Raw genomic sequence first — 26,690 nt, 5'->3', positions numbered from 1 at the left:
GCCGCTGGCTTACCGTGTCGCTGCCCCCGTCTGGGTCACCTTAGGCCGCTGGCTTACCGTGTCGCTGCCCCGCCTGGAGCACCTTCGGCTGCTCGCTCACCTTCGTGTACGTCGGAGCGGTTGGGTTTGCGAGAGGGCACGCTTGGAGTTGCGCGCGGGCGCGAGGGGGTGGCTAGGGTGGTTTATGACCCTGAGCACTTACCACCTCAGAGCTTCTATTGCCGTGTCCGATATCGAGCGGGCGGTTGCCTTCTATGAAGGGAAGCTCGGGCTGCGGGCTCTTCAGTCCGGGCCCAGTGCCCACATCGCCGAAGGCAGTCGAACTTATGAGGCGGGTGGCGGGCCGGCGCTGAACGTGTACCAGTCCGATACCGCTGGGAAGAGTCCCGCCACGCTCGCTACCTGGTACGTCGACGATATCGACAAGGTTGTTGGTGAACTCACTTCCGCCGGTGTCGAGTTTGCCCGGTACGAGCAGCTCGAACACGATGCGCTGGGGATCACCGCCCGGGCCGGGGGTGGGCGGGTTGCCTGGTTCCAGGACCCGGATGGCAACACCTTCGCCATCGAAGCCGACGTCTGAGCGGGCTTGACCTCTGGCCGTGCGCCTCGGCCGAACCCCCGTCTGGTCACCTTCGGCGGTGCGCCTCCGTGGATGATCCCGGCGTGGTCGGCCGAGGCGTCGGCCTTGCTTGCGGATGGTCTGTGTGTCCTTTGTGGATTCTTCGTGGTCAGCGTGCTCGGTCGTAGACCATTGCCGTCTCGCCCTTCGGGCCCGCTTCGTGGTGGGTCAAGTGCCACTTCGAGGGCGGTAGGCCGTCTTCGAACAAGTGGGGGCCTGCGCCCGCTATTTCGGGGCAGATCATCAAGTAGAGGCGGTCCAGCAAGTCCGCTGCCAGAAGTGGTTTGATCACGCTTGCGCTGCTGTTGACGAGGATGTCGCCGCCCGGTTCGGTCTTCAGCTCCTCGATGATTTTCGGGGCCGGTGCGTTCACCAGGCGAGTGCGGTCCCACGGGGCGCTCGGCAACGTGGCCGAGAAGACCACCTTTTCCGCGTCCACCAGCCATTGCGCGTAGGCGCGGTCGCGCGGATCCGCCTTCTCGTCCGCCGCCACCGTCGGCCAGAAGCCCAGGAAACCCTCCGCGTTGCGGCGACCCAGGACCGCCGTCGTCGCCCCCTCCCAGATCCGGCCCAACTGGCGGCGCGCGGTTTCCGTCGTGGCGTACGGGAGGATCGCGCCCATGTCCGCGGGGCCGGCGGGGCCGTGGTAACGCCCGTCGAGGGTGAGGCTCAGGTTCGCCGTCACCCGGCGGCTGGTCGGCTCGGTCACGGCATTCAGGCCCTTCGCTCGGAAAGCACGGCGGTGAGGTGGTCGAGCACTTGGCTCCAGCCGGTTTCGATCCCGGCGATGAACGGGACGGCGCCGACGGTCGTCGCGGTGATGCGCAGGCCCAGCCGCAGCCGGGTGCCCGCCGCGTCCGGGAGTAACTCGAGGTCGTAGTGGCCGGTGAACGACGCCGGGCCGGTCACCGCGAGGTCGAACCCGAGGCGGCCGGGCTCGTCGGCGACCCGCACCCGGCCTTCGGCGTGGTACTCGCCGTCGGCGTCCCGGTAGCCGAGCACCACCCGGCCACCCGGCCGCGGCTCGAGGGTGCACGCGGTCACCGTCATCGACGGCGGCACCCACCAGGACGCGAGCAGGTCCGGGTCCGTCCAGTGCCGCCAGACGGCACCCACCGGCGCGGGCAGCAGGCGGTCGAACGCGAACGTGCGCCCGTCCGCCCACCGGTCCCGGTCCGCGGCCGCCGCATCCGCCTCGATCGTCGCGCGGTACCGCGCCACGGCGGCCCGCTCACCGGCGTGCGCCTCGGTGGCGTCAGCCAGCTCCCCCAGCCGCACGGCGAGCGCTTTCACGGGTTCGGCTTCGAGAGCGTGGACGCGCCGACGGCCGAGCGGGAAGACGGTGACCAGGCCGGCTCGGGCGAGGGTCTGCAGGTGCTTGGTGGTCTGCGGCTGCCGGAGCCCGGTCAGTTCGGCCAGCTCCCCGACCGAGCGCGGTCGCTCGGCGAGGAGCTCGACGATGCGCCACCGCGCGGCGTCCCCCAGTGCTGCGGCGATCTCGTCCATGAACCAAGTATTCACGCAGCAGAATATTCACGTCAAGGAATATTCTGGCCGGGTAGCCAGCGCAGCCCGTGGGCGTATCCCAGCTGAGGCGCCGCGAAGGCCTGCGCGACCTCGCACGCGCCGTCCAGCGGCAGCGGCTCGCCCGGCTGGGGCGGATCGGCGAGCACCGAGGGCGGGACGCGGTCCAGGCGCCAGACCACCCGCGGCGGCCACCGCGGGTCGAAGCGGACACGCACCTCGAACGACTCGCACGTCACCAGCGGCACGAACACGTACGACGGCCGGATCGGGAGGCCGTCCCGGATGCGGTACACCAGCGAATACGTGTGGCTGTCGCCACGGGACAGCGGCCGCGGCAGGTCGAGCAGCCAGCGGAAGTGCCGCTGGCCCTCCCGGACCCCGGCGCTGATCCGGACGCCGTGCCGGGCGTCCGCGGCGACGTCGCGCTCGCCGTCCCGGCCGTCCTCGGTGCGGGGCACCGTGAACTGCGCGGCGATCCGGCCGAGGGCGTCGCGGGTGGCCACGATCAGCCGTTCCTCGGTCACCTCCGGCTCGGCGGTGTCGAGCCGGACGAGCACCTTGAGCCGCTTGACGAACCAGCCCTCCTCCGGGTCCGGCACGCCGTCACCCGGCCGCGTGCCGGCCTCGATCTCCGCGGCGAGCCGGGCGAACGACCGGTCGACGCGGCGCCGGGCCGTGCGCTCCGAGACGCGCAACTGATCCGCGAGCACCCCGATCCGATCGCTCAGCAGGGCGTGCTGGGCGCCGGGGGCGATGCCCAGGGCGACGTTCACCGCCAGCCTGTCGTCGGCCGGGAATTCCGCGATCGCGGAAGAAATCGCTTCGCGCAGAACGCGGCGCGCGTCGCGATCGCTCGTCGTCCGGTGGATTTCACACCAGCCGGAAACGAGCGGCCCGAGCCGGCTGCGCAGCCGCTCGGCCTCCAATCCCCAGCCGCGCCGCAAGGTGGTGAGTTCCCGGAGCAGCCCGTCTTCGTGTGCCATGGATTTCCAGTGTGACACGCCCACTTCACGGCGATCGGCGGCACCGGCTGCGCCGATCAGGTGATTCCGTGGTGGCCACGCATTGGCCAGTTCCCCGCCATTTCGGCCCGCCCGCGGCCTTTTCCGCATCCGCGGCTGCCCGACCATTTTCCCGTCGGGTTTCCGTTCGGCATCGGGGAGGAAGGGTGCTCGACACCACCGGCCCGGCCGACGTCGCCGGCGTCCGGCAGCTGGCCCGCGACGGCCTGCTCGCCGGCTCGGCGGCGGCGGCCCGGCCCCGCGCACTCGCCCGCTTGCGCGGCGGGGTCTACACGGTGGCGTGGCCGCTGGTCTTCACGCGGATCACCAAGCCGATGGAACACCGGCGCCGGCACGCGGACTGCGCCCGCGGGCTCGAATGGCTGCGCCCGGACTGCCTCGACCGCTTCCACGACGACGTGGAGGCGGTGGTGGACCACGCGCTGCGGCGCGCGACGAGCCCGATCGAGAACCTCGAGGGCTGGCTGGCGACCCGCCTCACCCCGGCCACGGTCGACGCGCACCGGCGTCGCCGCGGGGAAATCGGGGCACTGCAGCGGCCGCGCCTGCCGGCGTGGCTGGCCGGCGCGCTCGGCGATGATCCGTGGCTGTGCGACCTGGCTGTGCAGATCTTGGTCTGGGTGGGAGTGCCGGCCACGGCGGGCGCCGAGCTGTGGCCCCTGGACGGCTGGGCGGCCCGGCGCGCCGAGGTCACGGGCCGGCCGCCGGCCACCCGCGACGCCCTCGACCGCGAGGTCGACCGGGTCCTGACCGCGATGCGCACCCGGCCGGCGTGGCACGCGGAGCACGTCGAGCGCCCGCTGGGGCACAAGCAGGCCCCGGTCGCCCCGATGCCGGCGGAGCTCCCGGCCCTGGAACTGGTCGGCGAGCACGAGCTGGCGGACGCGCGGCTCGCGGGCTTGGCCGAGCAGGCCCTGCGGGCGATCGAGACGCGGCTGAACCGGGGAGAAACCCCGGCAGCGGCGGTGACGACGGTGGTCAGGACGGTGTTCGGCGGCCGCGCCCCGGACACGACAGCCCGCGACGACTGGCTGGTGGCGGCGCTGGCGAACCAGGAGCGGCTGGCGGGGATCGTGACCACGGTCTTGGCGATCCTGGACCGTTGAATCCGGGCGGGCGAGCGGCTCTGCGGCTGAGCAGCCCGGCGCGGCCAAGCAGGCCCGCGCGGTGGAGCAGCCCCCACCCGGCCAACCAACCCTCACGCGGCCAAACAACCCGCACCCGAGCAGCCCCGTGCGGAGCCGGCGAGCACCCCAAAGCGGGCCTTCGGTGCGCCCAACGCACCCCAAGGCGGCCTCCAGTGCCTTCCCGGCGTCCGCAGGATGGCTACCGCACCCGCTGGGACGCGTCCGGCGGCGACGGCACCGGAAGCGCCAGCGGTTCGCTGGCCTCACGGCAGCCGTACCGCTCGAACACCGCGCGTGCTCTGTCCCGCAGCACGACCGCACGGCGTTCGTCCCCGGACAACGCCGCCGCCAGCGCCAGGTCGCGGATCGTCCTGGCCTGCCAGACCGGCAGGTCCAGGGCCTTCCACCACTCCAGAGACCGGGTCAGGTACGCGGTGGCGGCCTCCGGCGCACCCGCCGCGAGGTCGAGCTCGCCGAGGGTGCGCAGGACCAGCGCTTGACCGAAGCCGTCTTGGAGCTCGTTGCAGGTGGTCAAGGCCTCCTCCAGCGACTGGCGGACCTCCTCGCCCCGGCCCTGGCGGATCCGCACCTTCGCCAGCGCCTGGTCGGCGTAGGCGACGACGAGCCGGCTGCCGACGATGCGCAGCTCGGCCGCCGCCCGGGTGCAGCAGTCGGCGGCTTCGGCGAGCCGGCCCGCGGCGCGGTGGATGATGCCCGTCGACCGCAGGGCCAGCGCCGCGCCACGGCGGTTGCCCGAGGCGCGCCAGTGTTCGAGTGCCTTGGCCACCGAGTCCGCCGCCCGGCTCAGGTCGCCGGATTCGGTGAGGATCATGCCGAGGTTGTGCTCGGCCTGGGCCAGCTCCTCGTCGGTTCCTTCGCGCCGCAACACCGGGACCGCTTCGGTCAGGGCCCGTTCGGCGTCGGCGAACGAGCCGCGCTCGCGCAGCACGAAGCTCAGGCTCAGCCACGTCCGGGCCTGGCCGAGGCGGTCGCCGACCTCGGCGAACGCGGCCAGCGCCTGGTGGTAGTACGCCAGCGACTCGTCGAAGCGGTCCTGTTCGAAATAGAGCGTCCCCATCCCGCTCAGCAGCAGCCCCTCGGCCGCCCGGTCGCCGGCGCGCTGGGCCGCGGCGAGCGCGGCGGTGTGGGTGTGCTGCCACTGTCGGAACTGGTTGCGGGCAGCGAAGGTCGACGAAGACAGCGCCGACGCCAGCGCGGCCGCGGTGGGCACCAGGTCCAGTTCGCTGAGCCGCTCGACCACGCCGACCAGCAGGTCCTCCTCGGCCTCGAACCAGGCGTCCGGATCGCCGCGGACGCCTTCGACGGTGGCGTGGTCGAGCCGCCCGGAGCCCTCCGGTGAAGGCGGCCGGCCGGACGCGCAGCGGACCAGGGTCAGCGCGTCCCGGCCCACCCGGTCCAGCGCCGCGCGGACTTCGGCGGCGGTCTCCTCGGCGTCGCACAGCTCCGCGGCGTACACCCGGGTCAAGTCGTGGATGCGGTAGCGGCTCAGCCCGGTGACGTCGGCGCCGGCCGGGTCGAGCAGCTGCCCGTCGACCAGCCGCTCGATCACGTCTTCGGCCTCGGCGACGGGGATGTCCAGCAGCGGACCCGCGAGCCAGCCCGCGAAGTCCTGGACGCCGAGCATGCCGAGCCGGCGCAGCGCGGCGCGTTCCGGCTCGCCGAGGCCGTCGTAGCTCACCGCGAGGCTGCCCCGGACCTCCAGATCGCCGAGGACGAGTTCGTTGAGCAGCCGCTGCTTCCGGCCCAGCCGCTGCGCCAGGCGGGCCACCGTCCAGTCCGGCCGGGCGGCCAGCCGGGCGCCCGCGATGCGGACCGCGAGCGGCAGGTGCCCGCACAGCCGCACGATCTCCAGCGCCGCCGCCGGTTCGGCCGCCAGCCTCGGCCCGACCAGCTTGGCCAGCAGTTCGAGGGTTTCCTCCTCGCGCAGCTCGTGCAGGTCGAGCAGGGCGGCACCCTCCAGCGCGGCCAGCCGGACCCGGCTGGTGACCAGCACCGCGCAGCCACCACCGGGCGGGAGCAAGGACCGGATCTGCTTTTCGCCGGCCGCGTCGTCGAGCACGACGAGCACCCGGCGATCGGCGAGCAGCGACCGGTACAGGTCGACGCGCTCCGCCGGCTCGCCCGGGATCGCCGCGTCGGCCACGCCGAGCGCGTGCAGGAACCTGGCGAGCACCTCGTCCGGATCGGCCGGTTCGGGGTGGTTGCCGTGGAGGGTGGCGTAGAGCTGCCCGTCGGGATACCGGTCGCGGATCCGGTGGGCGATGTGCACCGCGAGCGTGGTCTTGCCGGACCCCGGCTTGCCGGAGACGGCGCAGACCCGGGCGGCCGAGCCGGCCGGGCGCAATCCCCGCAGGACCCGGTCGACGTCTTCGCGCCGGCCGGTGAAGTCCGGGATGGTGGCGGGCAGCAGGCTCGGCGTGAGCGCCGCGACCGGCGTGGACGCTTCGCCCGCGGGTTCGGCGAGCACCGTCCGGAACGCCGCCTGCAGCTGGGGTCCCGGTTCCACTCCGAGTTCGTCGTCGAGCAGCCGGCGTGCCTCGTGGAAGGTGGCCAGCGCGTCGGCCTGGCGGCCAGCCTGGTGCAGCGCCAGGATCAGCTTGGCCCGCAACGGTTCGCGCAGCGGGTGCGCGGCGACCAGTTCGGCCAGCTCCCCGGCCAGCGCGCTGCCGCGGCCGAGCCGGAAGTCCGCCTCCAGCCGGGCTTCCACCGCGACGAGCCGGGCTTCGGCCAGCTTCGTCCGCTCCGATTCCGCCCACTCACCCTCCGCCCCACCGAGCGGGGATCCGCTCCAGAGCGCGAGAGCCTCGGCCAGGGTCGTCGCGGCCAGCTGCGCGTCCCCGGCCGAAAGCGCGCGCCGGCCCGCGCTCACCGCCCGCTCGAACCTGACCAGGTCGATCGACTCGGGGGCGACGTCGAGGACGTATCCCGGCGCCTGCCTGCGCAGTGCGTCGTCCCGGTCACCGAGCATCCGGCGCAGCGCGGAAACGTACGTGTGGACCACCGGACGAGCGCTGTTCGGCGGTTTCTCGCCCCACAGCGCGGTGATCAGGGTGTCGACCGGCACCACGCGCCCGGCGTTGACCAGCAGCACCGCCAGCAAGGTGCGCGGCTTCGGGCCACCGAGCGGGACCTGTTTCCCCGCAACGAGTACCGCCATCGACCCCAGCAACCGGAATTCCACGTCCGCCCCCACCCCTCCAGGAAACCCAACCTACAGACGGAAACCGCGCGGTGCCGTTGGCCCGATCATCCCGATGTGACGTTCCTGTGATCCTCCCGCCCACCGCGGCCTCCAGAAAAGCTCAAAGGCCACCTGGAGGTTTCTTGAAGACCGGCCCGGCAAAGTTCTCCTCGTCGAAACCGGCCAGACCGACTCCCTTGGGGGGAACACACCATGAAGAACCTCGCTCGCCTCGCCGCCCTCGCTCTCGCCGTCGCCGCACCGCTCGCCCTCGCCGCCCCGGCGCACGCCGCCGCCACCGGCTCCGTCACCGGCGATGTGTGGAGCGACGTCAACAGCAACGGCCTGAAGGACGTGGGTGAGCCGGCCATCGCGGGCCAGTGGATGGTGATCGACGGCACCGGCAACGCGGTGCAGACCGACGCCAAGGGCCAGTACGAGTTCAAGGACCTCCCGCCGGGCAGCTACGCGGTGAAGTCGACCGATCGCGCCGGGTTCGGCCAAGGCTGGACGACGGTGGGCGGCGACTCGGCGTTCCGCAGCTCCGACGGCACGCTCGGGAAGCCGGTGGTCCTGACCGCCGGCCAGCGGGTGAAGGGCCTGGACAGCGGTTTCGCCACCGCCAAGGTCGACTACCGGGCCGGCCGGCTCATCATCGGCAACACGGCCCCCAAGGTCGGCGACGTGATCGACATCGTCGGTTCCGCCGTCCCGGCCGGCAACGTCTGGGACCAGTTCGGCGGCCAGCTCTCGCTGCCGGACGGCCTGCGCGTCGTCGAGCGCCTCGGCGGCATGCCGAAGTACTACGCGACCGAGCCGGCCGGCAAGGTCACCGGCTTCTTCTCCGACCGCCGTTCGCCGGGTGCCTACGAGTTCGTCGGCGCGCGCGTGGTCGTCGAGAAGCCGCTGTCCGCCGCCGAGATCAGGTTCACCGTGTGGAAGGGCGTCTTCGGCAGCACCGACCCCACCACGGCCAACGACGTCATCTCGACCACGCTGACCACGAGCTGACACCGCCGGGGGGCGGGAAGGCCCGGTTCCCCGGGAGGGGGAACCGGGCCTTCTTCCCGCGTCCACCGGGGCGCTCGAGCATGACTCCCGGTCAGCCGTCCTCGACCGAACGGCGCCGGGCCTCGAACACCGCCGTCAGCACCTCGGGCGCGCAGCCCGCGGCCGTCGCACGCCGGCCCGCCGCCGTCAGCTCGGCCAGCAGGAGCGCGCGCACCGCCGCGCGGGTGGCGTCCGGGAGTCTCGAACACGGGTCGCTCACTCCCGGCCTCCTCTCTCCCCTCGCACCAGCCTTCACCTGACGGACACGCGCGTCAGCGCCACCACGGCGGCGGGGGCGACGGGAGCCGCAGCGGGCAGCCGGTGTGGCGGCCCGTCCAGCAGTCCGCCAGCCAGCGGGCGAGCGCGACCGGGCCGAGCAGGCTGTCCTCCCACACCGGCGTCAGCTCGCCCGCGCGGCGCAGCATCGTTTCCGCCGTGCCGCAGAAGGAAACCACCGCCGCGACGGCCGCGTCGGCCCGCTCCCCCGGCCAGGCGACCGCGGCTCCCGGCAGCCGGGCCGGGAAGGCCAGGCCGGTGCCGATGGTGCAGTTGCGCGCCAGCTGCACGGCGAGATCGAACTCGACCGCTTCGGCGTGACGCTGTCTGGCCCGCCAGCGGGGTGAAGCGGCCGCGGCGTACAGCCCGGCCAGCCGGGCGGCCACCAGCCCGTCCCACACCGTCAAGAGCACCGCTCGCGTGTCGGCCGGAGGGGCGTCGGCGAGCTCGTGGGTGACGGCGCTGAGCCAGGCACACGGGTCCTTGACTTGACGATCAGCGACGACGGTCACGGCTGTCAGTTTCCCACCGCCACCCGCGGGCAACCCCAAGATGATCATGGTTCACCCGAGGACCACCCGGTCGGTGGCGAACCGTTGAGCCGCGCCGTAACCCGATCGGGCACTGGGCGTGACCGAATCGTCACAGGTGTGCGATCATGTCGGCGCTCAGTGCCGAGCACACCCCCTCGCCCCTCCCCGCGAAAGGCCCCGAACCCCCGTGATCAAGATCAGCAAGAGCCGGGCCGGCACCCCGCGCGTCACCTTCAGCCTCCCGGTCGGCGCGCCGCCCGGCCGGGTGAGCGTCGTGGGCTCGTTCAACGACTGGACCCCCGGCCGCCACCACCTCACGCCGCGGTCCAACGGCCGCCGGTCGGCGTCGGTCGACGTGGCGCCGGGCACGGTCCTGCACTTCCGCTACCTCGGCGAGGACGGGCACTGGTTCGACGACCCCGACCTGCCCGACCGCGCCGACGGCAACTGCGTCTGCGCGACCTCCTGACAGCGCCGGCAGCTCAGGCCCGGCGGCGGCGCTTCCCCGCGCCCCCGCCCGTGTTCCGCCGGGCCGGTTTCGCCGCCTTGGCCGACTTGGCCGCTTTCGCCGCGGCGGGCTTGCGCTCCGCGCGCTGGCGTTCGGCCGTCGCCGCCGGGCGCCCGCGCGTGCTGTTCACCGTCCGGCCGCGGACGATCCCGATGAACTGCTCCATCAGGTCCGTCGTCTCCTCCTCCGGCCACGAGAGCGCGACGCTCGACTGCGGCGCGTCCTCGACCGGCCGGTAGGTGAGGTCCCGGCGGTGGTGCAGCCGGGCGATCGACTGCGGGACCACGAGCACCCCCACGCCGGCCGCGACCAGCTCGATCGCGTCGGCCGTCGTCTCGGGCCGCGAGACCGCCGGACGGCCCGGCAGCGCCGGCCACTCCAGCGTGTCGTCGAGCGGGTGCAGCACGACCTCGTCCGCCAGGTCGCCGGTGGACACTTCGTCCGCCGCCGCGATCAGGTGCTCCTTGGGCACCACGACGACCGTCGTCTCGGTGTAGAGCGGGATCGCGTGCAGGCCGTCCCGGTCGATCGGGGAGCGCAGCAAGGCCGCATCGGCGTCGCGAGCGCGCAGCAGGGCCGCGGCGTCCGCGGCGGCGACCGGGACGAGGGTCAGCGGCACCTCCGGGACCCGCTCGCCCCAGGTCCGCACCCACTTGGCGGGGGTCGCTCCCGGGACGTACGCGAGCTTGAAAGAGGTCACCGGGTCAGGTTACCGGGAGTGACGCTGGCTACCCTGGACGGCATGACGTCGCACAAGACCGCCCAGACGATGAAGCCCGCGACCGCGGCGAAGAAGCTGGGCGTGTACCTCGAAGCCACCCCCGCGGAGTTCCGGGAGGGCGTCGTGACGCGCGACGAGCTGAACGCGCTGCAGGCCGACCCGCCGGAGTGGCTGCGCGAGCTGCGCCGCACGGGCCCCCACCCGCGGCCGGTGGTCGCGGCGAAGCTGGGCGTCTCCATCGGCGGCCTCACCCGCGGCGGCATCACCGAGCCGCTGACCACCGAGCAGATCGACGCGCTGAAGGCGGAAAGCCCCGACTGGCTGGTGCGGGAACGCGCCACCCAGGCCGAGGTGCGGAAGGAAACGGTGCGGGTCAAGGAAAACAAGGGCTGAGCCGGGCCACGGAGGACATGATGACCGACGTCTCGCCCGAGCGAGCGGACCGCCTCGACGCCGAAGACGCACTCGCCGGCTTCCGCGAGCGGTTCGTGCCGATCACCGATCCCGGTGTCGTGGCCTACCTCGACGGGAACTCGCTCGGGCGGCCGCTGCGGGCCACCGCCGAACGGCTGCGGGAGCTGGTCGAGCACGAGTGGGGCGGGCGGCTCATCCGGGCCTGGGAGGAGCGCTGGCTCGCCCTCCCCGGACAACTCGGCGACGAGCTGGGCCGCGTCGCGCTCGGGGCCGCGCCCGGGCAGACCATCGTCGCCGACTCGACGTCCGTCTGCCTCTACAAGACGTTGCGGGCCGCCGTCGCGCTGCGGCCGGGGCGGGACGAGATCGTCACCGACACCGCGAACTTCCCCACCGACCGGTTCCTCGTCGAGAGCGTCGCCGCCGAACTCGGGCTCACCGTCCGGTGGATCGAGACCGGCGACGTCCACCCCGGAGACGTCGCCGCGGTCACCGGGCCGCGGACCGCGGCGGTCGTGCTGTCCCATGTGGACTACCGGACGGCGGCGATCACCGACCTGGCCGCCGTCACACGGGTGGTGCACGAGCGCGGCGGCCTCGTCGTCTGGGACCTCTGCCACAGCGTGGGCTCGCTCCCCGTCGAGCTGGACGCGGCGGGTGCCGACTTCGCCGTCGGCTGCACCTACAAGTTCCTCAACGCCGGGCCCGGCGCGCCCGCGTTCCTCTACGTCAACGCCCGCCACCACGCGGAGTTCGGCCAGCCGGTCACCGGCTGGATGGGCGCGGCCGACACCTTCGGCATGGCCGAGAAGTACGTGCCCGCGCCCGGCATCCGGCGGGCGCTTTCCGGCACGCCGCCGGTGCTCGGCATGGTGGGCGTCCAGGAAGGCGTGGCGCTGCTGGCGGAAGCGGGCATCGACCGCGTGCGGGCCAAGGCCGTCGCACTGGGCCGGTGGGTGCTCGCCCTCGCCGACGCGTGGCTCGTCCCGCTCGGGTTCACGGTCGCCTCCCCGCGCGACGACGACCGCCGGGGCGGCCACGTCACCCTCCGCCACCCGGACGCCGAACGGCTTTCCCGCGTCCTCATCGAACACGGCGTGCTCATCGACTTCCGCCGTCCCGACGGCATCCGCATCGGGCTGAGCCCGCTCACCACCGGCTTCGCCGAGGTCCGCCGGGCGATGGACCGCATCCGCGAACTCGCCGGCTGACGGGCACCGAGCCGATCCGGCCCGGTCCACGTGACGAATAGTGGCCATGTACTTAGTAGCCATGTACAGTTTCCGGCATGAGCACTCCCGGTCACCTCGTCTGGCGGCTCTCCACGAAGTGGCGGGTCGCGGTGGATCGCGCCCTCGCCCCGATCGGGCTGACGCACGCGCAGTACGTCTTCCTGTCTTCGCTCTCCGGGCTGGAGCGCGCCGGAGCGAGGCCGAGCCAGCGCGAACTGGCCGACCACACCGGCCTGGAAGCGCTCTACGTCTCCAAACTCGCCCGCGCGCTCGACGCCGAAGGGCTCGTCGAACGCACCCGCGACCCGGCCGACACCCGGACCGTCCGGCTGCGTCTCACCCCCCGCGGGCGGGAGGTGACCGAGCCGGCGATCGCCATCGTGGCCGAACTGCTCGACCGGCTCCTCGCCCCGCTCGGCGGGCGGACCGGCGAGCGCACCGCGGCGCTGGCGCGCGAGCTCACCCTCCTCCTCGACACCCCGCTCGAGTCCTGAAAGGACAGCCATGCTGCACCACGAAGAAACCGGCACCGGCGCCCCGATCGTCTTCCTGCACGGCAATCCCTCGTCGTCGCACAGCTGGCGCCACATCCTCCCGCACGTCGGCGCCGGGCGGCTGCTGGCTCCCGACCTGATCGGCATGGGCCGGTCGCCGAAGCCGGACATCGCGTACACCTTCGCCGACCACGCCGACCACCTCGACGCCTGGTTCGACGCGCTCGGCCTGGACGACGTCGTCCTCGTCGGCCACGACTGGGGCGGCGCGCTCGCCTTCGACCTCGCCGCCCGGCACCCCGGCCGGGTCCGCGGGCTCGCGTTCTTCGAGACCATCGTGAAGCCCATGGCCTGGGACGACCTGACCCCGCAGGCGGCCGAGCGGTCGCGCAAGATCCGCACCCCGGGCGCCGGCGAGGACATGGTGCTGACGCAGGACCTCTTCATCCGCCAGGCGTTCACCGGCGGGGTGCGCACCCCGCTCGGCGACGAAGAGCTGGCCGCCTTCCTCGCCCCGTTCCCGACGCCCGAAAGCCGCCGTCCGGTCCTCGCCTGGGCGCGTCAGCTGCCCCTGGGCGGCGACCCGGCGGAGCTGGTCACCCGGATCGAGGCCTACGACGAGTGGCTGGCGGCCAGCGAGAGCACCCCGAAGCTGCTCATCACGTTCGAAGGCTCACCGACGCTGCTCATCGGCGAGAAGATGGCGCAGTGGTGCGCCGAGCACATCGCCGCACTGGAGGTCGTCGCCGGCGGGGAGGCCGGGCACCACGCCCAGGAGGACCGGCCCAAGGAGATCGCCGCGGAAATCGCGGCCTGGCTGGACCGGCACGGCCTGCGCTGACGTTCCCACCGGCCTCAGGTGTGCCGCAACGACGGGTTCGCCGTCACCCCGAGCACCCGCGCGGCGACCCACGCGGACCCCGCCCGAGGAGATCCCGCCGGAACCGCGACGCAGCCGGCCGCCACGACCTCCGCCGGACTCACACGGGCGCAACGGCGGACTCGCCGCCACCGCCCCAAGCACCCGCGCCGCGACCCACGACCGCCGCCGACCGCCACGCCGGCGCGACCCCTGCCGGCCCTCAGGTGTGCCGCAACGACGGGTTCGCCGTCACCCCGAGCACCCGCGCCGCGACCCACGCCAGGCCGTCGGCGGTGCGGGCCGGGGTGTCCGACGGTTGCATGACGTGGCTGAGGACGGTGCGGACGATCAGGTCGATCACCACGTCGATCCGATCGCCGGCCAGCGGCGGGCGGTAGGCGGCGACGCGATCGGCCACCATGGCCTTCGCCTGGGCGAGCAGCGCGCCCGAGTCGGTGGTCAGCAGCGGGAGGAGCTCGGGGGCGCTGCCGTGCGTCGCCGAGACGATCGCGCGCAGCAGCGTGTTGTCGTGGGCGAGTTCGAGGACCGCGCGGACGGCGTCGTACATCGCCTCGACCAGGTCGTCCGGGTGGCGGTCGAAGGCGGCGCCGACCACCGAGAGGAACCGGCCGAGCTCGTGCGCGACCATCGCCTCGGCCAGCGCGGCCTTGGAGCCGATCTCGTTGTACACGGTCTGGCGGCTGACGCCGGCCAGCTCGGCCAGGCGGGCCATCGTGACGGCCGGCCAGCCGGACCGGGCGGTCAGCTCGATCGCCGCCGCGATGATCGGCCGCCGGTGCTGACCACCTTCCGCCGGCGCCGGAACCGCCCCGCTCATGATCGGCATTCTAGGTCGTGCCACCCCCGGCCGGGGCCACCCGCCCCGGCGCGACGAAGTCGACCTTGTCGCGCACGCCGCAGTCGGGGCAGCACCAGGAGTCCGGGATCGCCGCCCACGGCGTGCCGGCCGGGAAGCCCTCCCGCGGGTCGCCGCGCTGTTCGTCGTAGACGTACCCGCAGCCGGGGCACATGCCGCCTTCGGTGGCGTCGCCGCGGGTGTCGGCGAGCTCGCGCGCGGCCGCCGTGACGCGGGTTCCGTAGCGGGCCAGGACCTTCGCCCGCTGACCCGGCTGGATGTTGGCGCGCGAGATGTCGCCGCCGTAGTGGGCGAGCACCCGCGGGTCCATCACCCGGCGCCACAGCGGCGGGACGAGCGCCAGCACGATCATCCCGGCGTACCCGGTGGGCAGCACCGGCGACTCGGCGAAGTCGCGCAGCGTCTGGTAGCGGCGGGTCGGGTTGGCGTGGTGGTCGCTGTGCCGCTGCAGGTGGTAGAGCAGCACGTTCGTGGCGATGTTGTTCGAGTTCCAGCTGTGACTGGGGTCGACGCGCTCGTACCGGCGCCGCCCCGGGGCACCGACCCGCTGCCGCAGCATGCCGTAGTGCTCCATGTAGTTGACGACCTCCAGCAGCGAAAACCCGACGACGGCCTGGAGCACGAGATAGGGCAGGACACCCACGCCGAGCCAGGCGACCATCGCCGCCCACAGCACCGCGGACATCAGCCACGCGTTGAGCACGTCGTTGCCGAGCCGGTAGGGGTGGCGGTTCCGCCGGGCGTAGCGCTTGCGCTCGAGCCGCCACGCCGACTTCAGCGAGCCGAACACCGTGCGCGGCCAGAAGCGGTAGAAGCTTTCGCCGACGCGGCTGCTCGCCGGGTCCTCCGGAGTCGCCACGCGGACGTGGTGGCCGCGGTTGTGCTCGATGTAGAAGTGCCCGTAGCAGCTCTGCGCCAGCGCGATCTTCGACAGCCACCGCTCGTGGCTCTCCTTCTTGTGGCCCAGTTCGTGCGCGGTGTTGATGCCGATCCCGCCGACGCACCCGATCGACACGGCGAGCCCGATCTTGTCCACCACGGTGAGCTCGCCCCGCGCGATCAGCCAAAACGCGGCAGCGAAGCCGAGGTACTGGACGGGCAGGAAGGCGAAGGTGATCCAGCGGTAGTAGCGGTCGTTCTCCAGCCGCGCGATGACGTCGTCGGGCGGGTTGCTCCGGTCGAGCCCGGCGACCAGGTCGATGGCGGGCACGATTCCGAGGATCACCACCGGCCCGATCCAGAACCAGCCACCCCACCCGGTCGCGGCGTGCAGCCCGATGGCGAGGAACGCCAGGGAAGGCACGACCAGGCCGATCAGCCACAGGTACCGCTTGCGGTCGCGCCACAGCTCGGTCGAGCCGGCGGGCACGGTCCCGATCGCTTCGCTCATCACACCCTCCTTGGCGGACTGCGTTGACAGGAGGATAGGTGATGTCCAGGCAGATTGACAATGTTTGAGCTCTTGTAAAGCTGCTCGTCCCGCCCTCGGATACGCTGCGAGTCCGCCCGTCCGCACCGGACTCCCCCGCCGGGAGAGACTTCCGGGCAGCGCCCGTTCCCTTCTTTCCTCCGCCGTCAACCACTGCACACACCGAAGCGGCGGAATTCACTTTCACCCGTTCGGCCCAGCGATCGGCCTCCCGAAATAGGGCACAACGCCAGTACCTGAGGAAATGCCGGTAATCGTCCCAGAACAGACAGTAAACGCTGTTCGCCGTCGGGCGGACGAGTGTCCGGAAGCCGGGTCGCACCGACCGGGTGTCAGGGGTTCGTGGTAAAAAACGGACCCTGATCGATTCTGCGGCAACACGGAGGGTGAGGCGAAGACGGGTGACGGCGGCCGCTGTGTCCCATCGTCGTGTCCGCTTCCTCGTCCGGGTCCCCATTCCTCGCCGACCGTCACTCAGGAGTTCGTGAACCGCCGTGCTGAACAAAGACCCCCGGGACGAGTCGGACAAGCCGTACGACAAGTCGATCCGCAAAAGGCTGACCAGGACCGTTCTCATTCCCAGCGTGACGCTGCTGGTGCTGTGGATCGCGGTCTCGTCGTACTTCCTCTTCAATGGCGTTTACGTCCGGCTGGTCGCCGCTTCCGTGCGCGAGGTGTCGATCCCCGCCGCCACCGCGCTGGCCGAGTTCCAGAAGGAACGCCAGACCGCCCTGCAGTACCTCGACGACCCGGCGCTCGGCCCGGGCCGGCTCCAGCAGCAGCAGAAGGCCACCGACGCCAAGCTTTCCGAGCTGAAGGACGCGTTCGCCGCGACCATCTCCAACGCGCCGGACGAGATCGCGTCCAAGGTGAACGCGCTGAAGTCGCAGTTCGACCAGCTGCCCGTGCTGCGCTCGCAGATCAGCTTCCGCAGCATCGACCGGGCCCAGGTCAACACCTACTACAACGGCGTGATGGACACCGCGTCCAACCTCTTCGACACCCAGGCGCGGATCGTCCCCGACTCAGAAGCCGCGACCGGCGGCATCACGGCGACCTCCGTCTTCCGCGCCGGCGACATGATGTCGCGCGAGACGTCGCTGGTCTCGACCGCGTTCTCCGCCGGCACCTTCGCCCCCGACGACTTCGCCCAGTTCGCGCAGCTGTCCGGGCTCTACCGGACCCAGCTGACGCAGATCGCGCCCTTCCTCGACCCGAGCGTCCGCGACCGGTACCAGGCGCTGACCACCAGTACGGCCTGGCGGCAGCTGGGAACGGCCGAGGCGGCGCTGGTCAAGCACGGCCCGTGGACCGCCAGTGAGCAGAAGTCCGTGCCGGTGACCGAAACGGACTGGGAGAACGCGACGAACCAGGTCGCCCAGGGCCTCAACGACCTCGCCATCACCCAGGCGGACAAGGTTTCGGCCGCCGCGATCGACTCCGGCGACGCCCAGCTGCGCAACGTGATCATCGGCAGCATCGTGGCCCTGCTCGCGTCGCTGGCGGCGATCATCGTCGCGGTGCGGGTGTCCCGCTCGCTCGTCGACCGCGCGCTGATGACGCGCCTCGCGCGGCTGCGCAACGACTCCCTCGACCTCGCCCGCAACCGGCTGCCGGACATCGTGGACCGGCTGAAGAACGGCGAAGCCGTCGACCTGAAGGAAGAACTCCCCCGGCTCGACCACGGCCGCGACGAGATCGGGCAGGTGGCCGAGGCGTTCAACGTCGCCCAGCTGACCGCGGTCAACGCCGCGGCGAGCGAGGCCAAGGCCCGCAGCGGTGTGCATAACGTGTTCCTGGGCATCGCGCACCGCAACCAGGTCCTCGTCCACCAGCAGCTGCAGATCCTCGACGAGATGGAAGCGCGCGAGGACGACTCGACGCAGCTGGCGTCGCTGTTCCAGCTCGACCACCTCGCCGCCCGCGCCCGCCGCACCACCGAGAACCTGATCATCCTCGGCGGCAAGCAGCCCGGCCGCCGCTGGCGCAAGCCGGTCGCGCTGATGGAGGTGCTGCGCGCCGCCGTCTCGGAAACCGAGCAGTACGCGCGGGTCCAGGTCGAGCAGGTCGCCGATGTCGCGATCCTCGGCGCCGCGGTGGCCGACACGATCCACCTCGTCGCCGAGCTCGTCGACAACGCGACGTCGTTCTCGCCGCCCGGCTCGCCGGTCGAGGTGACCAGCCGGATGGTCGCGCGCGGTGTCGTCGTCGACGTGTCGGACCAGGGGCTCGGCATGAAGGACGCCGTCCGCGAGTGGGCCAACGCGATGATGGCCGAGGCCCCCGAGTTCGACGCGATGGCGCTGCGGGCCGACTCCAGCCTCGGCCTGTTCGTGGTCGCGCGCCTGGCCGCCCGGCTCGGCATCACCGTCACCTTCGACCCGTCCCGCTACGGCGGCCTGCGCGCCACCGTCCTCATCCCCACCCAGCACCTGGCCGGCGAGGACGCCGACCGGGCCGACGGCTCCGGGTCCACGCCGGCGGAGGACACCGCGGTCCTCGCGCCGGTGGGCGCCCCGGCGGCACAAGCAGCAGCAGAAAGCCCGCTCCGCACGATGGACACGCCCAGCTCGTTCAGCGGCCAGATCCCGATGAAGCGAGACACCAAGCCGAGGCCGTACCCGGCACGTGCCCTCACCCCGCCCGACGCCCTGCCCTCCGTGCCGGCGGCGGCGCCGGAGCCGGTCGCCGTGAGTCCGGCAACGGACGTGCAGCCGACCGACGACCGGCCCCGGCTGCCCCGGCGGGAGCCGCAGCAGAACCTCGTCGCCCAGCTGGAGAACGAACCCGACGACAGCACCGACGACGTCGTGGCGCCGGGGGAAGGCACCGCGCGCACGCTCGCGGCGTTCCACAAGGGCACCCGCCGCGGGCGCGGCGGGCCGGACGACCGTTCCTAATCCCCGACCACACACCGGAAAGTCCACACAGGAAAGTCAGGGTCTGAAGTCGAATGAACGAGTACGGGAGCCCCAAACCCGATCTCAACTGGCTGCTCGACGACATGGTGAACCGCGTGGTCGGCGCGCAGAACGCCATCGTGCTGTCCGCCGACGGGCTGCTGATCGGCAAGTCGGCCGGGATGAGCAAGGACGACTCGGACCAGCTTTCGGCCATCGCCTCCAGCCTGCAGAGCCTCGCCAAGGGTGTGAGCAAGCAGTTCAACCGCGGCCCGGTGCTGCAGAACATGATCGAGATGGAGCGCGGCTACCTGTTCGTCTCCGCCGCCGGGCAGGGTGCCTGCCTCGCGGTGCTGGCCGCGGACAACGTCGACGTCGAAATGATCGCCTACGAGATGAGCCGGCTCGTCAAGCGAGTCGGTGACTACATGGCGTCCGCGCCGCGGGAAGCGGCGTCGGTCCTCCGGGAGGCCACATGAGTGCCGAAGACGGCTGGTACGACGAAGCCGCCGGGCCGCTGGTCCGGCCGTACACGATCACCAGCGGGCGGACGCCGGCCGGTACCGCGCGGCTCGACCTGTCCACGCAGGTGATGACGCTGCGGTCGGAGCAGGAGCCGGCCGGGCTGGGCCCGGAGCACGTGGCGATCGTGCAGCTGTGCCGCCACCCGGTGTCCGTGGCCGAGATCGCCGTCTACGTCAAGATCCCGCTCGGGGTCGTGCGGGTGCTCGTCGGCGACCTGATCGAACGCGGCCTCGTCATCACGCGCTCCCCTGCCCACAACCCGGCGCAGGCGCCGGACCTCGAAACACTCCAGGCGGTTCTCGATGGCCTCATCAAGTACTGACGGCACGGGGGCGGACATGGTCCCCACGCCGGTCAAGATCATCATCGCGGGCGGTTTCGGCGCGGGGAAGACCACGATGGTCGGTTCGGTCAGCGAGATCCCGCCGCTGACCACCGAAGAGGTGCTCACCGAGGCGAGCGCCGGCGTCGACGACCTGTCCGGCGTCGAGCGGAAGACGACCACGACGGTCGCGCTGGACTTCGGCCGGATCACCATCTCGCCGCGGCACGTGCTGTACCTGTTCGGGACGCCGGGCCAGGCGCGCTTCTGGTTCATGTGGGACGACCTGGCCCGCGGGGCGATCGGGACGGTCGTGCTGGTCGACACCCGGCGGCTGGAGACCAGCTTCGCCGCGATCGACTTCTTCGAACGCCGGAAGATCCCGTTCGTCGTCGCGGTGAACTGCTTCGACAACGCGCCGCGCTACACCGCCGACGAGATCCGCGAGGCACTGGTCGTCCCGGACCGTGTGCCGATCGTCATGTGTGACGCACGCGACCGCGATTCCAGCAAGCTCGCGCTGATCCGGCTCGTCAAGCACGCGATGACCGTGGTGCCGGCCGCCCGGGTCTGAGACCTGCGCGTTGTCCGCTTTTGTCCCGTCAGGACATCCGCCGGTGTCCGTTGTGGCCCTCCGTGGCGCAACGGGCACCGGCGTACCCACATGGCGCAATTGACTGGACCACTCGGGTGCAGACTTTTAGTTGAGCAAGCATCCAACTGATAGCATCCGCTCGTGACGAGTCGTGTGCCGGAGTTTCCTGAATATACAAGGGAAAACTATCCGGCGGAGGGTCGTCTGTTCGGTGACTTTCTGTGTGGACTGTGGTCGACCGCGTGCGAAGCGCTCGACGTCCCCCTCGAACAGTCGGTCCGGACCACCGGAATGCTGCGGGCCCTGCTGCCGCCGTGGGCGCACGAGCGGATCGGCCCGGTCCCCGTCCAGCCGTCCTATGTGGCGGACGACGGCTTCCCGGCCGAGATGTCGGTCAACTGGTCCGGCGCGCGGCCGGAACTGCGCGTGCTGTTCGACAGCCTCGGCCACGAGGTGGTTTGGCCTGGTGAGAGCGTTTTCCGGACCCGGCGCCTCGACCACGTCCGCGAGACGTTCACCCCGCGCGCGGGCCGGCCGTCCCCGGCACCGCTGTGGCATTCGATCGCCTGGCGCCCACCGTCCGGCGTGGTCCACAAGACGTACTTCGGGCTGTACTCGTGGCCGCACGCACAACGCGAGGCCGCGGTGACCGAAGCCATGGCGCGGCTCGGGTTGGCCGCGGCCTGGGCCGACGCCCGCCGGCGCGTCGAAACTGTCGAAGGCGACCGCGAGATCGAGTTCTTCGCCGTCGACCTGACCGACGACGCACAGGCCCGCGTGAAGATCTACTACCGCAACCACGACGCCGACCTGGCCGAGGTCGAGCGCGTCGCCGCGGTGGCGCTGCACCACGACTCCCGCCAGGCGCGAGCGGCCTACCGGACGCTGGCCGGCGAAGACGCCGACGCCGGCGAGGCGGCGTTGAGCTGCCTGGCGTTCCGATCCGGTGTGGACCGCGCCGCCGAGTCCACGACGTACCTGCGGCTGCCCGCCCTCGTGCCGGACGACCGCGAAGCCGTGGAGCGCACGGCCGCGCTGCTGCACGACCACGGCGTCGACCCCGGCCGGTTCCGCGCCCTCGCCGCCGCGCTGGCGCCCGGGCCGCTGAGCGGCAGCCGGGGTGTCCTGGAACTGGTGAGCTTCCGCGCGGCGGGCCGCCACGGCGACGTGACCACGTACTTCCGGTTCCCGGTCTACGACCGGCCGCCCCCCTCCCCCCTTTCGCCCGTCGATCTCGGATAGTCCACCGTGAAGGAGCAGATCGTGACCGAGCAGGACGTCGAGCGGGTCGCCCGCCACAACGAGCAGCGGCAGCGGGAGTACGAGGCGTCGGACCTGATCCGGCTGCTGACCGACGAGAACACCACGGCCGAAACGAAGAAGGCGGTCCTGACGTACCTGCAGCCGTGGTCGAACGCGTTCCAGCGGATGATCAGCGCCCGGGTCACCTTCGAGAGCGACCCGGAGCTGCGCGCGCTCGCGTGCGAACACCAGGCGGAAGAGGTCGGCCACGACCAGATCCTGGCCCGCAGCCGCGCGGAGGACCGGGAGCTGGTCTGGGACCCGGTCATCGAGATGGGCGCGTCCTGGTTCGTCGACCAGTTCGCGATCCTGCCCGGCGTGCAGCGCGCGGTACTGGCCCACCTGGCGCTGGAGGCCGGCAGCCTGGTGTTCAGCCAGGCCGGCACGCGCGCGTTCCCCGACGACGAATACTTCGAGCTGCACGACGAAGCGGACGTCGAACACCTCGAGATGGGCTACGAAGTGCTGCGGCGGCGCGGCGACTGGACGCCGGAAGCGGTGATCACGGTCCTGGACCGCGCGTGGCAGGTGATCGGCGTGGTCTCCGACCGCATCGCCGAGTGCGCCCGCCGCGATACGGTGGCGGCATGACGACCACCGAACCGGCGGCCGCGGCGCGCGAAATCGCCGCCGAGGCCGCCCGGGCCTACCAGGAAGCCTTGGGAGAGCGCCTGATCGGCGCCTACGTGCTGGGCAGCCTGTCCTACGGCGGTTACTCCGCGGCCGCCAGCGACATCGACCTGGCCCTGGTCCTCACCGAAATCGGCGACGGCGACCGCTCGGCGGTCGAGAGCACGACGGCGGCGCTGCAGGAGCGGAGCCCGGTGCACCGCAAGCTCTCGGTGTTCTGGGCCTCGTTGCCGGCGTTGCGCGAAGGCCGCGACGACGGCCGCTTCCCGGCCCTGGACCGCTTGCAGCTGGCCGACGACGGCCGCGTCCTGGCCGGTTCGGACGTCCGCGCCGAGATCGCCCGGCCTTCCGCCGAGGAGCTGCTGCTGGAGAGCGCCGGGTTCGCGATCGCGGTCCTGGCGACGGACGAGGTGACGGCCGAGTTCCGCACGCCGGAGCGGCTGCTGGTGGACAAGGTGTGGTTCACGAAGGCGGTGCTGTTCCCGGTCCGCTTCCTGTATTCGGGAACGACGCCGACGGGCCGCGCGGCGAACAACGACGAAGCGATCGACTGGTACCTGGGGTTGGCCGACGCGCCGGCGGCGTCGCTGGTCCGGTTGGCGCGGGAGGTCCGCGCCGGTCACCCGCTGGAGCCGGCCGAGGTGGAGCCGGAGCTGGCGGCGGGACTGGTTCCGCTGTACCGCTACTACATCGAGGCGGAGACCCGGCGGCTTCGCGAGACCGGAGCGCCCGAGGACCTGGTCGACGCGTTCACCGGCTGGGACAAGCGGCTGAGCTGAGGCACCTCCCGGCGGCGTGCGGGGAAGCACACCGCCGGGCCGCTCTCCCCTCCGCACGGCCGGCGTGTCAGCGCAGGGTCAGCGGCGTCTCCGCCTCCACCCGGGTCAGCTTCTCCGGGTTCCGGACGAAGTAGAGCCCGCTGATCCGGCCGCCCTCGATGCGGACCGCCATGATCCCGTCGAACGAGCCGTCCACGTGCAGGGCCAGCGCCGGGTTGCCGTTCACCACCACCGGTGCGCTCGTCAGCTCCACCGCGACCTTGCCGATGCCGCCGATCATGAAGCGGCCCACCTTGTCCGCGCCGGCCACCGGGCGCAGGGCCGCCTGCTTGACCCCGCCGCCGTCGCTGAGCAACACCACGTCCGGCGCCAGCAGATCCAGCAACCCCTGCAGATCCCGGCCCTCGATCGCCCGCTGGAAGCTTTCCAGCACCGCCCGGGTCTCCTGAGCCGAAACCACCTCACGCGGACGCCGGGCGTCGACGTGCCGCCGCGCCCGGTGGGCGATCTGCCGGACCGCGGCCGGCGACTTCCCCACGGCTTCGGCGATTTCGTCGTACCCGAGGTCGAACACCTCGCGCAGCACGAACACCGCGCGTTCGGTCGGCGCCAGCGTCTCGAGAACCAGCATCAACGCCATCGACACGCTTTCCGCCAGCTCGACGTCCTCGGCCACGTCCGGCGTCGTCAGCAGCGGCTCCGGCAGCCAAGGGCCGACGTACGCCTCCTTGCGGCGCTTCATCGTGCGCAGCCGGTTGAGCGCGAGGCGGGTCGTGATGCGGACCAGGTACGCGCGCTCGTCGCGCACTCCCGACTGGTCGACGTCGGCCCAGCGCAGCCACGTCTCCTGCAGGACGTCCTCCGCGTCGGCCGCCGAGCCGAGCATCTCGTACGCGACGGTGAACAGCAGGTTCCGGTGGGCGACGAACGCCTCGGTCATGACCTCTCCTCCGCTCATGCCGGGAAGGGACCGAACCGGCCCCAGGCGACGAACGCCGCCACCGCCAGGTAGGCCAGGTTCAGCAGGGCGAACGCGGCGCTGCCGTGGCGGACGTGGGTGATCATCGCACCCACCATCAGCAGCACCCAGCAGACGGCGGTCACCGGCACCAGCGCCGGCGCGATCCCGGTCAGCGCGGGCAGGATCAGCCCGGCCGCCGCGAGCAGCTCCAGCGCGCCGAGGCCCTTGACTAAGCCGGGAGCGGCGCCGGCCGTCCATTCGCCACCCGGGGCCGCGGCCAGCTTCTCCTGACGCACGAACACCTTGCTGACACCTCCGGTCAAGGCCACGACGGCGAGCAAGCCGGCCGCGATCCACAGGACCAGATCCATGACGTTCTCCTCTCGGATGGTGTGCGGCCTCAAGACACCGCCCGGGGAGAACCTGTGACAGCGTTGATTCTGTACCTACTAGTATGTACAGTCAGGCCCCATGGGAACCCGGGACCAGCTCGTCGACAGCGCTCGCGAACTGCTGTGGGAACGCGGCTACGTCGGCACCAGCCCCAAGGCCATCCAGCAGCGGGCGGGCGCCGGCCAGGGCAGCATGTACCACCACTTCGCCGGCAAGAAGGACCTCGCCCTGGCCGCCGTGCGGCGCAGCGCCGAGGAACTGCTGGCCGCCGCCGACACGCAGCTGCGCTCGCCCGGCACCGCCGTCGAACGCATCACCGCCTACCTGCGGCGCGAGCGCGAAGTGCTCCGGGGCTGCCCCATCGGCCGGCTCACCCAGGACCCCGACATCGTCGCCGACCCGGTCCTGCGCGCCCCGGTGGACGAGACCTTCGCCCACCTGCGCGCCCGGCTCGCCGAAGTCCTCGGCGAAGGCCGCGACGCGGGTGAGCTGCCCGCCACCCTGGACCCCACCGCCCTCGCCGCCACGATCGTCGCCGTCCTGCAGGGCGGGTACGTGCTGGCCCGCGCCGCGAACTCCCCCGAGCCGTTCGACCAGGCCGTTTCCGGCGTGCTCGCGCTGCTCACCACCCACTGAGCCCCTGAGGAGAACCGAAGTGCACGTCCGCCCCGTCCCGGCCACCAGCACCGCCGCCCCCGCCGAGGCGGTCACCGGCAGCGCGTGGATCACCTCGCTCGCCGTCCCGGAAGGCCCGTCCCGGACCCGGGTGGACCGCGTCCACTTCGCCCCCGGGGCCCGCACCCACTGGCACCGGCACCCGCTCGGCCAGGTCCTCGTCGTCACCGAGGGCACCGGCTACGTCCAGCGCCGCGGCGGCCCGGCGCGGCTGATCCGGCCGGGCGACACCGTCCGCGTCGCCGCCGGCGAGTGGCACTGGCACGGCGCCACCGACACGACACCGATGACCCACCTGGCGATCGAGGAACTCCCCGCCGACGGCACCCCGGCCGAAATCGGCGACCCGGCAGGCGCGGGCGAACCCGCCGCCGTCCCCGCCGTCACCCGCACGCTGCTGCTGGACCAAGGGCTTCCGGCGCCCCGCGTGATCGACCACGTCGAGGTCCGGCGCATCACCATCGCCCCGGACGAACACCCGGGCCTGCACGTCCACAACGGACCGGTGTTCGGCAGCATCGAAACCGGCTCGGCCGTTTACCAGGTCGAGGGCGAACCCGAATCCGTGCTCACGCCCGGTGACGTCTTCTACGAGCCGGAGGCGACCCGGATCGCCCGGTTCGACGCCCGGGGCGACGGCGTCACGTTCCTCGCCTACTTCCCCGCCGGACCAGGCGAAACGCCGAGCCTGACCCTGCTGGACAGCTGATCCCGCACTCCTCGCCTCACCTGGGTACACGGCTCCCGGTTCAATGCGGTTCACCACATTTCCGAACTCTTTCCTCACGGGACAAAGCTCTGGACAACGGGCCGCGCGCGGGTCACGATTACGCCGTGCTCGCCCCTCGTTGATCTCCCGGAAAGAATCGGTTAACTCTTCACAAGGCGAGCATTGTTATCGCTAACAGAGAACCGCCCACTGGTGTCGGGCCAGTGGAATCTCCTCCCCTTGAACCCATCGGAGTCCTTTCATGCCCGGAAACACCGGAAAGCACCGCATCTCCCGACGCACCAAGATCGCCACCGGTGTCCTCGCGCTGGCCGTCGCCGCCGGCGGGATCGCGGTGTCGACGACGTTCGGCGACCCCGGCCAGGCCAGCGCCGACGAGGCCGACCCCGCGCTCTACATCGACATCCTCAAGGTCGCCCCCAACAACGCCGAGCCCGCCAACGCCCGCGGCGCGTCCACCGGCACCTTCACCGTGAACTGCGGCCGCAACGAAAACCAGCACTTCAACCCGGACAACTTCGTCGCCCAGCCCGGCATCCGCAACGGCGCCCAGCACCTGCACGACTACGTCGGCAACCTCTCGTCGAACGCGGATTCGAACAACAAGAGCCTCGACGCCGCCGGGACCACCTGCAAAAACGGGGACAAGTCCGCCTATTTCTGGCCGGTGGTGCGCATCGACACCGGTGACCAAGAGAAGAACCCGCCCGCGAAGTCCCCGGACGGCGACCGCAACCAGGCGGCCCAGGACGCCGCCTCCCCGGTGATCAGCTGCCCGGACGTCGCCAGCAAGCTGCCCGACGTCCCCGACTCGGCGATGGCCGAGGTGAACCGCAACCTGGACCTGCTCGACACGCAGATCGACGAAGCCAACAAGCGGCTGATCAGCACGCGCGGCCAGGGCGGACCGAACTTCGTCCAGAACGCCATCCTCGGCCCGCTCAAGGACAAGCGCGTCGCCACCATCGACCGGATGGCCATC

28 protein-coding genes and 1 pseudogene are annotated in these 26,690 nt (G+C 71.9%); 18 read left to right on the top strand and 11 right to left on the bottom strand.

Features of this window, described 5'->3' with window-relative positions; translation table 11 throughout:
• The first annotated feature begins 184 nt into the window (after window positions 1-184).
• Window positions 185-583 (top strand): VOC family protein, encoded by a 399-nt coding sequence (locus C2L58_RS17095; RefSeq protein WP_103338575.1) that lies wholly within the window; start codon window positions 185-187, stop codon window positions 581-583.
• Between the two features lie 148 nt (window positions 584-731).
• On the opposite strand, the gene C2L58_RS17090 is transcribed toward C2L58_RS17095, so the two are convergent.
• Genes C2L58_RS17090 through C2L58_RS17080 form a run of 3 tightly spaced genes read right to left on the bottom strand, consistent with a single transcriptional unit; the run spans window position 732 to window position 3,132 of the window.
• On the bottom strand, window positions 732-1,331 hold the full coding sequence (locus C2L58_RS17090) for a dihydrofolate reductase family protein (RefSeq protein WP_103338572.1): 600 nt from the start codon (window positions 1,329-1,331) through the stop codon (window positions 732-734).
• 5 nt (window positions 1,332-1,336) lie between these two features.
• Window positions 1,337-2,128 (bottom strand): metalloregulator ArsR/SmtB family transcription factor, encoded by a 792-nt coding sequence (locus tag C2L58_RS17085; RefSeq protein ID WP_103338571.1) that lies wholly within the window; start codon window positions 2,126-2,128, stop codon window positions 1,337-1,339.
• Between the two features lie 32 nt (window positions 2,129-2,160).
• Window positions 2,161-3,132: a hypothetical protein gene (locus C2L58_RS17080; protein WP_103338570.1), complete on the bottom strand. Its 972-nt coding sequence runs from the start codon at window positions 3,130-3,132 to the stop codon at window positions 2,161-2,163.
• A 185-nt stretch (window positions 3,133-3,317) separates the two neighbouring features.
• On the opposite strand from C2L58_RS17080, the gene C2L58_RS17075 reads away from it, so the two are divergent.
• Window positions 3,318-4,277 (top strand): hypothetical protein, encoded by a 960-nt coding sequence (locus C2L58_RS17075; protein WP_103338569.1) that lies wholly within the window; start codon window positions 3,318-3,320, stop codon window positions 4,275-4,277.
• Between the two features lie 220 nt (window positions 4,278-4,497).
• Here C2L58_RS17075 and C2L58_RS17070 read toward each other — a convergent pair whose 3' ends face one another.
• Complete coding sequence (locus C2L58_RS17070; protein WP_233225767.1) at window positions 4,498-7,476, bottom strand: AfsR/SARP family transcriptional regulator; 2,979 nt, start codon at window positions 7,474-7,476, stop codon at window positions 4,498-4,500.
• A 237-nt stretch (window positions 7,477-7,713) separates the two neighbouring features.
• On the opposite strand from C2L58_RS17070, the gene C2L58_RS17065 reads away from it, so the two are divergent.
• Window positions 7,714-8,511 (top strand): SdrD B-like domain-containing protein, encoded by a 798-nt coding sequence (locus C2L58_RS17065; RefSeq protein WP_103338568.1) that lies wholly within the window; start codon window positions 7,714-7,716, stop codon window positions 8,509-8,511.
• Window positions 8,512-8,602: 91 nt separating this feature from the next.
• Here the strand turns inward: C2L58_RS17065 and C2L58_RS49830 are convergent, their stop codons facing one another.
• Together C2L58_RS49830 and C2L58_RS17060 are read right to left on the bottom strand one after the other, a co-directional pair.
• On the bottom strand, window positions 8,603-8,770 hold the full coding sequence (locus C2L58_RS49830) for a hypothetical protein (RefSeq protein ID WP_199191305.1): 168 nt from the start codon (window positions 8,768-8,770) through the stop codon (window positions 8,603-8,605).
• A 52-nt stretch (window positions 8,771-8,822) separates the two neighbouring features.
• Window positions 8,823-9,338 carry a hypothetical protein gene (locus C2L58_RS17060; protein ID WP_103338567.1) on the bottom strand — a complete coding sequence of 172 codons (516 nt, stop codon included), beginning with the start codon at window positions 9,336-9,338 and terminating at the stop codon, window positions 8,823-8,825.
• A 208-nt stretch (window positions 9,339-9,546) separates the two neighbouring features.
• Between C2L58_RS17060 and C2L58_RS17055 the strand changes: the two genes are divergently transcribed.
• The gene (locus tag C2L58_RS17055) at window positions 9,547-9,828 is read left to right on the top strand and encodes an isoamylase (protein WP_103338566.1); all 282 of its coding nucleotides are present in this window, start codon (window positions 9,547-9,549) and stop codon (window positions 9,826-9,828) included.
• Window positions 9,829-9,841: 13 nt separating this feature from the next.
• On the opposite strand, the gene C2L58_RS17050 is transcribed toward C2L58_RS17055, so the two are convergent.
• Window positions 9,842-10,567 carry a LysR substrate-binding domain-containing protein gene (locus tag C2L58_RS17050; protein WP_103338565.1) on the bottom strand — a complete coding sequence of 242 codons (726 nt, stop codon included), beginning with the start codon at window positions 10,565-10,567 and terminating at the stop codon, window positions 9,842-9,844.
• A gap of 42 nt (window positions 10,568-10,609) precedes the next feature.
• Here C2L58_RS17050 and C2L58_RS17045 point away from each other — a divergent pair, with 42 nt between their 5' ends.
• The 4 genes from C2L58_RS17045 (at window position 10,610) to C2L58_RS17030 (ending at window position 13,569) form a co-directional block, all read left to right on the top strand.
• On the top strand, window positions 10,610-10,981 hold the full coding sequence (locus C2L58_RS17045) for a DUF5997 family protein (protein ID WP_034285721.1): 372 nt from the start codon (window positions 10,610-10,612) through the stop codon (window positions 10,979-10,981).
• 17 nt (window positions 10,982-10,998) lie between these two features.
• The gene (locus tag C2L58_RS17040) at window positions 10,999-12,213 is read left to right on the top strand and encodes a kynureninase (protein WP_103338564.1); all 1,215 of its coding nucleotides are present in this window, start codon (window positions 10,999-11,001) and stop codon (window positions 12,211-12,213) included.
• Window positions 12,214-12,290: 77 nt separating this feature from the next.
• Window positions 12,291-12,728, top strand: a complete 438-nt coding sequence (locus C2L58_RS17035) for a MarR family winged helix-turn-helix transcriptional regulator (protein WP_103338563.1) — start codon at window positions 12,291-12,293, stop codon at window positions 12,726-12,728.
• A gap of 10 nt (window positions 12,729-12,738) precedes the next feature.
• Entirely contained in the window at window positions 12,739-13,569 is an 831-nt protein-coding gene (locus tag C2L58_RS17030) for a haloalkane dehalogenase (protein WP_103338562.1), read from the top strand.
• 241 nt (window positions 13,570-13,810) lie between these two features.
• Here C2L58_RS17030 and C2L58_RS17025 read toward each other — a convergent pair whose 3' ends face one another.
• Window positions 13,811-14,437, bottom strand: coding sequence for a TetR/AcrR family transcriptional regulator (locus C2L58_RS17025; RefSeq protein ID WP_103338561.1), 627 nt, complete (start codon window positions 14,435-14,437; stop codon window positions 13,811-13,813).
• 1 nt (window position 14,438) lies between these two features.
• Window positions 14,439-15,857: a fatty acid desaturase gene (locus tag C2L58_RS17020; RefSeq protein WP_103338560.1), complete on the bottom strand. Its 1,419-nt coding sequence runs from the start codon at window positions 15,855-15,857 to the stop codon at window positions 14,439-14,441.
• 533 nt (window positions 15,858-16,390) lie between these two features.
• On the opposite strand from C2L58_RS17020, the gene C2L58_RS17015 reads away from it, so the two are divergent.
• The 7 genes from C2L58_RS17015 (at window position 16,391) to C2L58_RS16985 (ending at window position 22,949) form a co-directional block, all read left to right on the top strand.
• A complete protein-coding gene (locus C2L58_RS17015; protein ID WP_103338559.1) occupies window positions 16,391-18,796 on the top strand; it encodes a sensor histidine kinase in 2,406 nt (801 codons plus the stop codon).
• 53 nt (window positions 18,797-18,849) lie between these two features.
• Complete coding sequence (locus tag C2L58_RS17010; RefSeq protein ID WP_013228184.1) at window positions 18,850-19,275, top strand: roadblock/LC7 domain-containing protein; 426 nt, start codon at window positions 18,850-18,852, stop codon at window positions 19,273-19,275.
• Window positions 19,272-19,643: a DUF742 domain-containing protein gene (locus C2L58_RS17005; protein ID WP_103338558.1), complete on the top strand. Its 372-nt coding sequence runs from the start codon at window positions 19,272-19,274 to the stop codon at window positions 19,641-19,643. Before C2L58_RS17010 ends, C2L58_RS17005 begins: the two co-directional genes overlap by 4 nt.
• 16 nt (window positions 19,644-19,659) lie before the next feature.
• The gene (locus C2L58_RS17000; RefSeq protein ID WP_013228186.1) at window positions 19,660-20,217 is read left to right on the top strand and encodes a GTP-binding protein; all 558 of its coding nucleotides are present in this window, start codon (window positions 19,660-19,662) and stop codon (window positions 20,215-20,217) included.
• Between the two features lie 312 nt (window positions 20,218-20,529).
• Window positions 20,530-21,480 (top strand): hypothetical protein, encoded by a 951-nt coding sequence (locus C2L58_RS16995; protein WP_103338557.1) that lies wholly within the window; start codon window positions 20,530-20,532, stop codon window positions 21,478-21,480.
• Window positions 21,481-21,501: 21 nt separating this feature from the next.
• Window positions 21,502-22,131, top strand: coding sequence for a hypothetical protein (locus C2L58_RS16990; RefSeq protein WP_103338573.1), 630 nt, complete (start codon window positions 21,502-21,504; stop codon window positions 22,129-22,131).
• On the top strand, window positions 22,128-22,949 hold the full coding sequence (locus tag C2L58_RS16985; protein ID WP_103338556.1) for a hypothetical protein: 822 nt from the start codon (window positions 22,128-22,130) through the stop codon (window positions 22,947-22,949). Before C2L58_RS16990 ends, C2L58_RS16985 begins: the two co-directional genes overlap by 4 nt.
• A 67-nt stretch (window positions 22,950-23,016) precedes the next feature.
• Here the strand turns inward: C2L58_RS16985 and C2L58_RS16980 are convergent, their stop codons facing one another.
• The gene (locus C2L58_RS16980) at window positions 23,017-23,889 is read right to left on the bottom strand and encodes an RNA polymerase sigma-70 factor (RefSeq protein ID WP_103338555.1); all 873 of its coding nucleotides are present in this window, start codon (window positions 23,887-23,889) and stop codon (window positions 23,017-23,019) included.
• Window positions 23,890-23,903: 14 nt separating this feature from the next.
• Window positions 23,904-24,281: a DoxX family protein gene (locus tag C2L58_RS16975; protein WP_103338554.1), complete on the bottom strand. Its 378-nt coding sequence runs from the start codon at window positions 24,279-24,281 to the stop codon at window positions 23,904-23,906.
• Window positions 24,282-24,381: 100 nt separating this feature from the next.
• Here C2L58_RS16975 and C2L58_RS16970 point away from each other — a divergent pair, with 100 nt between their 5' ends.
• From C2L58_RS16970 to C2L58_RS16960, 3 genes and pseudogenes are all read left to right on the top strand, one after another.
• Window positions 24,382-24,939 carry a TetR/AcrR family transcriptional regulator gene (locus C2L58_RS16970; RefSeq protein WP_103338553.1) on the top strand — a complete coding sequence of 186 codons (558 nt, stop codon included), beginning with the start codon at window positions 24,382-24,384 and terminating at the stop codon, window positions 24,937-24,939.
• Window positions 24,940-24,958: 19 nt separating this feature from the next.
• Complete coding sequence (locus C2L58_RS16965) at window positions 24,959-25,687, top strand: cupin domain-containing protein (protein WP_103338552.1); 729 nt, start codon at window positions 24,959-24,961, stop codon at window positions 25,685-25,687.
• Window positions 25,688-25,949: 262 nt separating this feature from the next.
• A pseudogene (locus C2L58_RS16960) lies at window positions 25,950-26,690 on the top strand (DUF1996 domain-containing protein); the annotation flags it as partial.

The sequence above is a fragment of the Amycolatopsis sp. CA-126428 genome (assembly GCF_002904335.1).
Taxonomy (GTDB): Bacteria; Actinomycetota; Actinomycetes; order Mycobacteriales; family Pseudonocardiaceae; genus Amycolatopsis.
This window is presented reverse-complemented; position numbering and strand designations above follow the sequence as displayed.